Source organism: Chitinophaga sp. (assembly GCF_036566945.1).
Taxonomy (GTDB): Bacteria; Bacteroidota; Bacteroidia; order Chitinophagales; family Chitinophagaceae; genus Chitinophaga.
This window is the reverse complement of record NZ_DATCVJ010000554.1, coordinates 1-11,158: the sequence shown is the minus strand read 5'-3', so window position 1 is coordinate 11,158 and position 11,158 is coordinate 1. Positions and strand designations below refer to the sequence as shown.

The 11,158-nt window shown below is 44.8% G+C and carries 11 protein-coding genes; 5 read left to right on the top strand and 6 right to left on the bottom strand.

The window, feature by feature from the left end; translation table 11 throughout:
- Positions 1–1,461, top strand: a 1,461-nt coding sequence (locus VIP81_RS16895; RefSeq protein WP_331963360.1) for a DUF5723 family protein, incomplete at its 5' end; no start/stop codon positions are given.
- A gap of 112 nt (positions 1,462–1,573) precedes the next feature.
- A complete protein-coding gene (locus VIP81_RS16890; protein WP_331963357.1) occupies positions 1,574–2,863 on the top strand; it encodes a folylpolyglutamate synthase/dihydrofolate synthase family protein in 1,290 nt (429 codons plus the stop codon).
- Here VIP81_RS16890 and VIP81_RS16885 read toward each other — a convergent pair whose 3' ends face one another.
- From VIP81_RS16885 to fbp, 5 genes are all read right to left on the bottom strand, one after another.
- On the bottom strand, positions 2,864–3,421 hold the full coding sequence (locus VIP81_RS16885; protein WP_331963354.1) for an NUDIX hydrolase: 558 nt from the start codon (positions 3,419–3,421) through the stop codon (positions 2,864–2,866).
- Between the two features lie 12 nt (positions 3,422–3,433).
- A complete protein-coding gene (locus tag VIP81_RS16880) occupies positions 3,434–3,961 on the bottom strand; it encodes a YfiT family bacillithiol transferase (protein WP_331963351.1) in 528 nt (175 codons plus the stop codon).
- An 11-nt stretch (positions 3,962–3,972) separates the two neighbouring features.
- Positions 3,973–4,737 (bottom strand): ABC transporter ATP-binding protein, encoded by a 765-nt coding sequence (locus tag VIP81_RS16875; protein ID WP_331963348.1) that lies wholly within the window; start codon positions 4,735–4,737, stop codon positions 3,973–3,975.
- A 141-nt stretch (positions 4,738–4,878) separates the two neighbouring features.
- Positions 4,879–5,370 carry a CAP domain-containing protein gene (locus tag VIP81_RS16870; protein WP_331963345.1) on the bottom strand — a complete coding sequence of 164 codons (492 nt, stop codon included), beginning with the start codon at positions 5,368–5,370 and terminating at the stop codon, positions 4,879–4,881.
- 159 nt (positions 5,371–5,529) lie between these two features.
- Positions 5,530–6,540 carry a class 1 fructose-bisphosphatase gene (fbp, locus tag VIP81_RS16865; protein ID WP_331963342.1) on the bottom strand — a complete coding sequence of 337 codons (1,011 nt, stop codon included), beginning with the start codon at positions 6,538–6,540 and terminating at the stop codon, positions 5,530–5,532.
- A gap of 139 nt (positions 6,541–6,679) precedes the next feature.
- On the opposite strand from fbp, the gene VIP81_RS16860 reads away from it, so the two are divergent.
- From VIP81_RS16860 to VIP81_RS16850, 3 genes are all read left to right on the top strand, one after another.
- Complete coding sequence (locus tag VIP81_RS16860; protein WP_331963339.1) at positions 6,680–7,948, top strand: aspartate kinase; 1,269 nt, start codon at positions 6,680–6,682, stop codon at positions 7,946–7,948.
- Positions 7,949–8,022: 74 nt separating this feature from the next.
- Complete coding sequence (locus VIP81_RS16855) at positions 8,023–8,301, top strand: hypothetical protein (RefSeq protein ID WP_331963336.1); 279 nt, start codon at positions 8,023–8,025, stop codon at positions 8,299–8,301.
- A 66-nt stretch (positions 8,302–8,367) separates the two neighbouring features.
- Entirely contained in the window at positions 8,368–10,815 is a 2,448-nt protein-coding gene (locus VIP81_RS16850; protein ID WP_331963333.1) for an outer membrane beta-barrel protein, read from the top strand.
- 23 nt (positions 10,816–10,838) lie between these two features.
- Here the strand turns inward: VIP81_RS16850 and VIP81_RS16845 are convergent.
- On the bottom strand, positions 10,839–11,158 hold a 320-nt coding region (locus VIP81_RS16845), incomplete at its 5' end, for a proton-conducting transporter membrane subunit (RefSeq protein ID WP_331963330.1).

Below are 11,158 nucleotides of genomic sequence, written 5' to 3'. Positions count from 1 at the left end.
AGACTTAACCGTATCTTTTTTAGCACATCAGTACTGCTACTACTGACGTATGCCGCTATGGCACAAACTTTCCCAGGTTACAACAACAGTAACTATGCAGGTATTTATGGCGTATTTTCTAACCCTGCCAGTGCAGCCGGTTATCGTTATAAATGGGATGTGAATATTATTGGCACAGATATGAACGGAGGCAACACCTACGTAAGTGTGCCCAAATCCATGCTATTTAGCCAACCGGATACCCTGCGGCGCAACCGTGATTATTTCCTCGATGAAGGCGCTAACAGAAAGCAGAACGGATGGGAAATGGCAGAAATAGTCATGCCTTCTGTATTGTATGCCATTGATGAAAAACAATCGCTGTCTTTTGTATGGCGCATGCGTTCCAGCAGTAACGGCGGTAATGTGACCACTCCTATCGCTAATTTCTTTGGCGTAGATTTTCCTAATCCCGGGTATAAGAATGTTAACTTAAGTATTCCGCAGGCGGGTGTTACGTCACACATATGGCATGAACTGGGCCTCAGTTATGCACGTGTAATAAAAGAAAGTTATAGTGGTCGTTTGAAAGCAGGGATTACGCTGAAATTATTAAGTGGCGTGGCTGCGGGTTATGCCGCCGTAAAAAATGCGGACTTCCGCTTGAACACTTCCCGCGATGCCAGCATCACCAGCGGTACGTTGTATTATGGCTACAGTAAAGAGCTGGACGACTGGCAGTCGCCCGCGCAAAAAAACCTGAAACTGTTTAACAACGTAGGGCTTGGGGCTGATATTGGTATGATCTATGAATACCGTCCGGACAATGGTGGCTTTGGCGCCTACGAAGGCTCGGATGCCGATGATTACAAATTTCGTATAGGCGTTTCCATTACAGACATCGGTAGAATAAAATATACCAAAGGCGCTAACAATACAGATCTTAGTCTCGTGAAAGATCACGTGGTGCCCAATGATATTCAGTACAGAAAAAATGAAAGTCTGCAGCAATATGCGCGCCGGCTGAATAACTATTTTACACCATTGGGTACGGATTCCACGTTTAACATGACCTTACCTGCGGCACTGAACCTGATGGGTGATTATAATATCGACGGACGGTTTTTCGTCAGTGCCAATGCGGTGATTGCTTTAACAGCAGGGCGCAGGGACGTCACTAAAACATATGCACTCACGCAGTTCAATATTACGCCACGGTATGAAACGCGCATATTTGGTGCCTATTTACCGCTGACCATTAATCATAACGGGCAGGCAGACGTAGGCGCTGGCATTCGTATAGGACCGTTACTGATAGGCTCCAGCACAATTTTTACCAACCTTTTTGAAAGACATGTCGATCATGCAGCAGCTTTCGTAGCTTTGCGGTTAAATTCAAGCATGTTCGAACGGGGCGATGGCAATGGTGGTGGCATCTTCCGGATGCGTAAGCGCCAGCTGGGCTGCCCGGTTAATTATTGAAAAATTACGAATTACGAATTACGAATTACGGATTTGTGTGAAGATAACAGTGGATGGTCTACCCACAAATCCGTAATTCGTAATTCGTAATTCGTAATTGTAATTTACAATTATGACCTCTTACAAAGAAACGCTGGACTATCTTTACGCACAGTTACCCATGTTTACCAGAGTGGGTGCCAGTGCTTTTAAAACAGATCTTCATAATACGCTTGCATTGCTGGATTTACTGGAACATCCGCAGCATGCATTTAAAACCATACACGTAGCCGGTACCAATGGAAAAGGCTCTTCCAGTCATATGCTGGCAGCCATTTTCCAGCAGGCTGGTTATAAAACGGGACTATACACCTCTCCTCACTTACTCGATTTCCGGGAACGTATCCGGATCAACGGGCAGGTAGTACCGGAAGATTTTGTGATCCGCTTTACGGAGCAGATGCGGCCACATATTGCCGCCATCGAACCGTCTTTTTTTGAACTCACCGTAGCCATGGCCTTCCGCTATTTCCAGGAGGAGGCGGTGGATATCGCCATTATTGAAGTGGGTTTAGGCGGGCGGCTCGACAGCACCAACGTGATTACTCCGGAGCTTTCGCTGATTACCAATATCAGCTTTGACCATAAAAATATTCTGGGAGATACCCTTCCGCTGATTGCCGCAGAAAAAGCGGGCATTATCAAAGCGGGTGTTCCGGTAGTCATCAGTGAAACGCAATCAGAAGTGCAAGCTGTATTTATCAATACTGCTGCGGATTTGAACGCGCCTATTCACTTTGCAGACCAGGAATGGATGGAATCTTCCAGTGCGATTGAGGGCAGTCATCTGAATATAACGTTATTGGATACACGCCAGCAACAGATGCGAAAATTACAGCTGGATCTGAATGGACAATACCAGGAAAAAAATGTGATGGGTGTATTGTCTGCTGTCAAAATACTGCAACAGAACGGATGGCATATTACGTGGGAACATATCAGTGAGGCACTGTCTCATGTAAAAAAGCTGACTGGCTTAAGAGGCCGCTGGGAAGTGATTCAGCAGCATCCGCTCACCGTACTGGATGTTGGTCATAATGAAGCTGGTATTCGTGAGATAATGGAACAACTGGGCCATGTAAATTATCAGCAGCTGCATATAGTAGTAGGATTTGTAAAGGACAAGGAAGTAGAAAAAGTATTGCCTTTATTCCCGCCTACGGCGCATTATTATTTTTGCAAAGCACAAATTCCCCGTGCGATGGACGAAGTAGCATTGGCGGAAATGGCGGCTACCAGTGGCTTACATGGTCATGCGCATGCATCTGTACAGGCAGCATTACAGGCGGCCAGGCAACATGCCCAGCCGGATGATATGATTCTTGTTTGTGGTAGTTTTTTTATTGTGGCAGAAGTAATGTAACTACTTCATGCTCATTTTGCCGAGATGCAGCAACGCGTAGAAGATACAGGTAGTATGCAAACTGTGTACAATCTTATTATCCAACATGAGTTGCTGCAGTTCTTCCAGCGGCATAATCACTACTTCTATTTCTTCATTATGGTCCAGTTCCTGTTCCTGCACTTTTACACCGCCGGTAGCCAGAAACATATGTGTATAGTTGTTGCTGGAAGCGGTGTTAGGAGCCACGGTACCCAGTGACACCCATTCTTTAAATTCGTAGCCGGTTTCCTCCAACATTTCCCGTTTCATAGCAAATAAAGGAGAAGGATCAGTGGCATCCATGGTGCCACCGGGGATTTCCAGCAGTGTTCTGCCAATTCCCTGCCGGTACTGACGGATCATAATCACCTGTCCGTCTTCCCGCAACGCCACTCCGTTTACCCAGTTATTATATTCCAGCACATAATAAGGTGCTACTATTTTCCCTGCCGGCGTTTCACATTTGTCTGCCCGCGCGGTTAACCAGGCATCTTTAAACAGGTATTCAGAAGACAATAGTTTCCAGTCCATATTCATAATATCAATGCTTTACCAATCCATCCTTTCTTTCAGGCGCAGAATATGCTCCAGGTGGTGTTTTCCATGCCAGGCATAATTTGCTGCATGTGTTTTCAAATGATGCTTTGTGCCATTGGCAGGATGTATGAAAGTACGTTCCCATTCAGCGGCCGTTAAATGTTCCATCAGGTTAGTCCAGCGCGTATGCAGGGCATGTAACAGGGTAATAGATACATTGATGGGGATGTGTTTCACATCCGGTAGTTTTGCCCATTCGCCTTCCTCATATGGTTTTATAATGGGTTGATCTTCAGTAAGGGCAAGTTTCATGCGGATATATCCATTCATGTGGCTATCCGCCAGGTGATGCACCACCTGTGCTACCGTCCAGCCATCTGGCCGGTAGGGTGTTTGCAACTGGTAGTCATCCAGTTGTTGCACAGCTATTTCTATCAGTTGAGGCAGATAGTGAATGTCTTTAATAAATCCGTTTACCATCTCCGGTGTGTAATCCGGCAATGGCTCGAATCGGCCAATAGGATATTTAAGTGCTTCCATCCGGAATTAATTTATTCTTCCCGGAGATCTTTACCGGTAAGATGAATGAATACGTCTTCCAGATTCGCTTTCTTCACTTCTTTTGCTCTTTCAAAACCGGAAGATACCAGTTGATCGATCAGTGCGTCCGGAGAGTCGATGGCAATGATACGGCCGCTGTCTACAATAGCGCAGCGGTCGCACAGGAACTCTGCTTCATCCATATAGTGAGTGGTGATCACCACGGTAGTACCCTGGCTGCGTACCTGCAGGATCAGATCCCAGAGGTTGCGTCTTGCCTGCGGATCGAGTCCGGTGGTTGGTTCATCCAGGAAAATGATCTGTGGTTTGTTGATCAGGGTGGTAGCAATGGAAAAACGTTGCTTCTGCCCGCCGGAAAGCTCTTTGTACTTGGCTTTGGCCTTATCTTCCAGGTTAAACATCCCCAGGAGTTTCATGGGGGATACCGGTTGATTATACAGGCCGCCGAACATTTCTATGAGTTCTATCAGGTTCAGGCCCGGGTAATAGCCGGAGCTCTGCAATTGTACACCTATAATTTTCTTTATATCATTCGGATCTTTGTCGAGGTCGTAGCCGCCCACTGTCACCTTTCCTTCCGTTTTATCACGGAGGGTTTCAATGATTTCCAGGGTAGTAGACTTACCTGCGCCATTAGGGCCTAACAGGCCAAAGATCTCACCTTCATACACCTCAAAGCTGATCCCTTTTACTGCGGTAAATTCCCCGTATTTTTTAACCAGGTTATTTACCTCAATGATCTTTTTCTTTTCCATGGGGCCAAATTAAGAAAGAAAGCGCAAAAAGCCGAAGGCAAAAAGCAAAAAGCTATTAAAGCGGATGATAACAGCGATTATTCAATAATGTGGTCGCTTCTATCATCCGCTTTAATAGCTTTTTGCTTTCAGCTTTATGCTTTATTGCTTAATAAACACCTGCGTAAAGAAAGTGATCCTGCCCTTATCAGCAGTACCAATACCAATCATGGTGTAATCACCGAGCATATTTCTGCGGTGGCCGGGGCTTTTGATCCAACCGTTAACTACCGCTTCAGCGTCCAGGGTACCATAGGCTACGTTCTCCGCAGCACTGGATACCCGACCCATTTTTTTAGAAACGTTGGCTACACGTTCTTCAAATCCTTCGTGTCCAAAACCGGTGCTGCCGCTGGCCATATCCCGGCTATGACGGCGGGCCTGCTGGCTGATGGTGGCATCCAGCTGCAAAGGTTTCAATCCTTTGGATTGACGGAACTTGTTGGTATAGTAAAGGATTTGTTCATCCATACTACCACCGGTGTTACCGCTATCTGCCTGACGGGTGGTGGCACGTGAACATGCACTTACCTGGAAAAAGGCAAACATAGCTACCAATAACGCAAAGATCCGTTGGTTCTTCAAAATCAACATAAAATAAAAATGGTTAATAATTAGAAATAAATAATGAATAATGGTTAGACTATTAAATACAGTCAAGGTTTAGCAACTGTTATACCAGAAATTAAAACGGCGTACAATGAATGTTTTGTATTCACTATACACCGTTTTTTTAAAATATATTTTTTTCCCTTAATCGTTCATAATGTGCTGCCAGGTTTCCATCATATTTTTGGAACCAATGAAAATCGGCATTCGCTGGTGCAATTGCACCGGCTTCAGTTCCAGCAAGCGTTGCTTGCCATTGGCCATCGCCACGCCACCGGCCTTTTCCATGATAAATGACATCGGGTTACACTCGTAGCAAAGCCTTAACCTGCCGGAAGAATATTTCCCAAAAGCCGGATACATGAAAATACCACCCTGGATTAAAGTACGGTGTATTTCCGCCACCATGCAGCCTACAAAACGATGGCGATAGATCCGGTCATTTTCATTTCTGGCCATAAAATGATCTACCGACTTACGGATCTTCTCTTCGTATAAGTGATAGTAACCCATGTTGATAGAGAAGATATCACTGTCTGCCGGGCATTTCAGGTTAGGATGTGATAAACAGAATTCCCCGATAGATGGATCGAGGGTGAAGCCCTGCACGCTGCGGCGGGTAGCATATACCATCATGGTAGAAGAACCGTAGATGATATAACCGGCAGCAATCTGGCGGGAGCCCGGCTGCAGGAAGTCCTCCAGCTCACACGCTGTGCCTTCCGGCGTAAGGCGACGGTATACTGAAAAAATTGTTCCGATCGATACGTTTACATCTATGTTGCTGGAACCATCCAAAGGGTCCATCAGTACTACGTACTTCGACTTTTTTGAATGTTCATCATGGAAAGGAATGAAGTGTTCATTTTCTTCTGAAGCTACTCCGCAGCAATAAATACTGGTTTCCAGGGAATTGATAAACTGGGCGTTGGCAAATTCATCGAGCTTTTTTACGGATTCACCCTGCACGTTGATCTTGCCGGCTTCTCCCAATATGTCAGCAATACCTGCTTTATTTACTTCAACATTTACCCTTTTCGCTGCCAGCCCCATATCGCGCAGTAAACCAGATAGCTGACCGGTTGCTCCCGGGTAATTCCGCAACTCCTGAATCGTGAATTCATCCAGGGTCATTACTTTTTGCTTAAGATTCATAACGTTAGGTTGTACAACGAAATTAAAGGAATTGGAACTATTTTAACGGAACTGTCATTTATCTATAAACAGATTTTAAAACAATTCTAAACTTGTCTTACTTTGCCAAATAATTTTTTAATAGAAGATAAACTATCATATGAAGGTTTTCAAGTTTGGTGGCGCAAGTTTAGAAAGTGTTGAACGTATCCGGCAGGTGGCGCAAATAGTGCAGTCGTTTCCGGACGAAAAACTCCTCATTGTTATTTCTGCCATGGCAAAAACAACCAATGAGCTGGAAAAGGTAGCAGAAAACTTTTTCCTTGGGAAAAAGGAAATTGCCGCACAATTGCTTTTTAACATTGAACAACATCATATTAATGTAGCGGAATCCTTACTGGGCACCCGCGAACATCCTTTGTTTGCACAGCTGCTGCAGTTTTCCACGGAAGCCGAATGGACACTTGGAGAAAAGCCCCTGCGCAGCTATGACTATTATTATGATCAGCTGGTAAGTTTGGGAGAATTACTGAGTACTGCCATTGTCAGCGCATTCTTTAACAGCGTAGGGCTGCATAATACCTGGATGGATGTGCGTGATATTTTCCGTACAGATGATAACTTCCGGGATGCGAATATCGACTGGGTCTATACACAGCGGCAGGTCACGGAAAAAGTGGCCCCCCTCTTTGAAAAGATGTCCATCGTAATTACACAGGGATTCATTGGTGCTACCGACCAAAATGAAAGCGTTACCCTCGGTAGAGAAGGTAGTGACTATTCCGCCGCCGTTTTTGCCAATATGCTCGATGCGGAAAGTCAAACGATCTGGAAAGATGTGGAAGGCTTAAAGAATGCTGACCCAAAACTGTTTCCCAATACTGTTAATATCCCCGAGATCAGTTATGGAGAAGTGATTGAAATGGCCTACTATGGCGCTCAGGTCATACACCCCAAAACCATTAAACCACTGCAGAACAAACAGATTCCGCTGCTGGTGAAGTGCTTTTTGGATAAAAACCTGCCCGGTACCGTGATTAAGGAAACCGCAGATGTAAAACAGCTGCCTCCCATTATCGTATTGAAAATGAACCAGGTACTGCTGAATATCACCTCCAAAGACTTCTCCTTTATTACAGAAGATAAAATCAGCGATATTTACGAGATCTTCCACGGATTGAAGGTGAAAATCAACCTGATGCAGAATGGAGCCATTAATTTTTCCTGTTGTATAGATAACAATCCGGAAAAGATAGAACTCCTGATCAAGGCCCTGCACCAGCAGTTCAAAATTGTATATAATGAAGGGCTGGAGCTGCTGACCGTTCGTTACTACCAGGCCAACCTGCTGGAAGAGTTAAGTAACGGCCATACTATACTTTTAGAACAACGTTCACCCGCTACCATACAGCGTCTCTGGAAAAAGTAAATTTATCCAGTAAAATTATTTTGACCTCCCATGCAACTTTTTTTGTACCCGTTCGTCTTTAGTAAAATTGAGGTATGAAAAAAGTTGCTATAGTTGTATGTCTGAGTACCTTTCTGATGCTAATATTAGTATTCGGAGGGAAAATGGCAGACCATGGCCACCCTTCGGCCAATAACCCAAATGAACTGCCTTTATATCTGATTACGATCGGAAATTTCCGGGAAACTCCTGCTGCTCCTGCTACCACCTCTTCATGCATTGTGAATGAAACCGAAAAAGTGCCCCTTGAAACAGCAAATGGCGTCCTGCGTCTGGCTTTTAGGTATTATCAGGATAACTTCAGAAAAAAATAATTGTAGCGCCCCTGACTTGTTTATTGGTTTATAGCTTTTGAGAAAATATATAACGGAGACGATAGTATGAAAACGATCATCGTAGCCCTGGGAATGCTTATTTGTTGCACGTTTACGGCGTTTGCACAACAACCCCACTCCACAGGAAAGATTACACTGACAGTTACAGATAATGCAGGCAAGCCCCTTCCCTTTACCAGCGTGATGCTGCGCAAGGTAAAAGACTCCAGCCTGGTAAAAGGTGAAATGACCACCGACAACGGGGGATGTGCCTTTGATGGCATTGCCGCCGGACATTACTTTATACAGGCCTCACAAATGGGGTATACCACTTCCTATAGTACCGCCTTCCAGGTAGACGCCGCCCATAAAAGCATTGCCCTGGGCAGCATGAAACTGCCTCCACTGGGCAAAAACCTGCAGGCCGTGAATGTTACCGCCCAAAAACCTTACATAGAAAGTTCCGCGGGCAAAACCGTGATGAACATAGAAAACAGTGTAAGTGCTGCCGGTAATACCGCCCTCGATCTCCTTCGCAGAGCTCCCGGTGTACAGGTAGATAACAACGAAAACGTGACCCTGAAAGGACAGAGCGTAACGGTGATGATTGATGGTAAACTGACCTATTTAAGCGGCGAGCAGCTGACCAATCTCCTTAAAACCACACCTGGTGAGAGTATTGCTTCTATAGAAATACTGACCAGCCCCTCTGCCAAATATGATGCTTCCGGTAATGGGGGTATCATCAACATAAAAACTAAAAAAGGGAAAATGACAGGGGTAAATGGTAATATCAATGCTACTCTTACCCAGTCGAGATATGGCCGCTATGGCATATCCGGTAATATCAACTGGAGAACCGAAAAGTTCAACCTGTTCGGTAATTTCGATCAGGGTGACTATCCCCGGCAGGTGACCCGCGACTACAGCAGGTCTGTAAAGGAAAGCGATGGCAGCACCACTTTCATCCAGCAGAGCGTGTTTCAGCGCAACCGCTTCAAAAACAATTATGCGAAAGTGGGCCTGGATTATTTCGTCACCGAAAAGCAAACCATTGGAGTGCTGGCCAGCGGTTATAAAAACGCTTTCAGTAACCAGATCTATAGTAGTACCAACCTGGGCAGACAAAATATGCCGCCAGACTCTATTGTCAATTCCCTCACCGTTAATGACAATAAATTCGACAACATTGCGATTAACCTTAACTACAAGGCGATTATTGATACCGCCGGCGGACGTGAATTCAGCTTTGACGCAGACTATGCGCAATTCAATAATCACCGGTTTATGCAGCTGAACGACAGTTTATATGACCCCAATATCAAGCAAAGCCGCAATCCTAACAGCATCCGCAATACCGGTGGTACACAGATCATCATCAAAAGCTTAAAGGCAGATCTAAGCTGGCCGCTGGGTAAAGAAAGTAAGCTGGAAACAGGTGCCAAAGTTAGTTTTGTTACTACTACCAATGCTTTGCAATTCGATTCCCTGTATAAGGGGATCTACCTGCCATCACCCACTTTGAGTGACTTGTTTAATTATCAGGAAGATATATACGCGGCTTACGCCACTTATAAAAAACAAATACACAAGACGGCGCTGCAATTAGGGCTGAGGGTAGAAAACACAAATTCAACCGGGCATTCTGTTTCGACGGACACTTACGTCAAACGTGCCTACACCGACTTCTTCCCGAACATCAATATTGAACAAAAAATAGATGATAAAAATAAGTTGAGCCTGGCCATGTCGCGCAGAATAGAACGGCCGCAGTACGGGCAGCTAAATCCATTTATGTTTTATCTCGACAAATACACCTATTTCAAGGGGAACCCTTATCTGAGACCTCAGTACAGCAATATTGCGGAACTGGCGTATACCTTTAAAGACAAGTATATTGCGACCCTGCGTTATAGCCGGATAAAAGATATGATGGAAGAATTTATTACGCAGAATGACAGTACCAAAGCCTCTATCAGTACGGAACGCAACTATGATAAGACAGATATCTATAGCCTGTTGCTAACGTTACCCATACAGGTCACTAAATGGTGGACGAGCGATAACAATGTGGATCTTTCCTATAATAAATACAGGTTTGAAAATCCCACTACCAACGTGCCTTATACCCGTTACAACTTTAATTACTATATCAACAGCACCAATACCATTACCCTACCGTATGATATGAAACTGGAAGTGATGGGGTATTACAACTCCCCTTTTATCTTCGGTATTTTCAGGGGCTACAGTCAATATAACCTGAACCTGGGCCTGCAAAAGATGTTCCTGAACAAGAATGCTACCGTAAAACTGAGTTATAACAACATATTGCGGAATGAAAGCTACCGTGGTGCAGCAGAATTTGAGAACCTGAACATGAGTATTTACAATACCTGGCAGTTCAGGACCGTGAATCTTTCCTTCAGTTATAAGTTTGGCAGTGCCAGCATTAAAGCTGCAAGAGAAAGAAAAACCGGCACCAGTGATGAGCAGAGCCGGGTGGGATCATGACATCTAACGGAAACGAATATATGCTAAATCAGTATCCGCATCATTTGTTGTATCAGCTGCATCATAGCAGTAGGATATACACCCAGCCCTATTAATAGTATGGTTAAAATAACCAGGGTGATATTACCGGCCATGGGCAGGGCTGGCACCACCATTGTTTGTTCTCCTGGTGCAGGCACCGCAAACATGGCGGCCACCAGACGGATATAATAATACAGTCCTATTACGCTGTTGATCACCAGCATAAACAACAGGAACCATTGATGTCCGTTTACACCCGCCAATACCACATAGAACTTACCAATAAAACCCGCCGTAAGCGGTATACCTGCAAGCGATAACA

Excerpts from the sequence above, each read along its gene's own strand:
- VIP81_RS16890 (WP_331963357.1), top strand. The coding sequence starts at position 1,574 with ATGACCTCTTACAAAGAAACGCTGGACTATCTTTACGCACAGTTACCC.
- VIP81_RS16885 (WP_331963354.1), bottom strand. The coding sequence starts at position 3,421 with ATGAATATGGACTGGAAACTATTGTCTTCTGAATACCTGTTTAAAGAT.
- VIP81_RS16880 (WP_331963351.1), bottom strand. The coding sequence starts at position 3,961 with ATGGAAGCACTTAAATATCCTATTGGCCGATTCGAGCCATTGCCGGAT.
- VIP81_RS16875 (WP_331963348.1), bottom strand. The coding sequence starts at position 4,737 with ATGGAAAAGAAAAAGATCATTGAGGTAAATAACCTGGTTAAAAAATAC.
- VIP81_RS16870 (WP_331963345.1), bottom strand. The coding sequence starts at position 5,370 with ATGTTGATTTTGAAGAACCAACGGATCTTTGCGTTATTGGTAGCTATG.
- fbp (WP_331963342.1), bottom strand. The coding sequence starts at position 6,540 with ATGAATCTTAAGCAAAAAGTAATGACCCTGGATGAATTCACGATTCAG.
- VIP81_RS16860 (WP_331963339.1), top strand. The coding sequence starts at position 6,680 with ATGAAGGTTTTCAAGTTTGGTGGCGCAAGTTTAGAAAGTGTTGAACGT.
- VIP81_RS16855 (WP_331963336.1), top strand. The coding sequence starts at position 8,023 with ATGAAAAAAGTTGCTATAGTTGTATGTCTGAGTACCTTTCTGATGCTA.
- VIP81_RS16850 (WP_331963333.1), top strand. The coding sequence starts at position 8,368 with ATGAAAACGATCATCGTAGCCCTGGGAATGCTTATTTGTTGCACGTTT.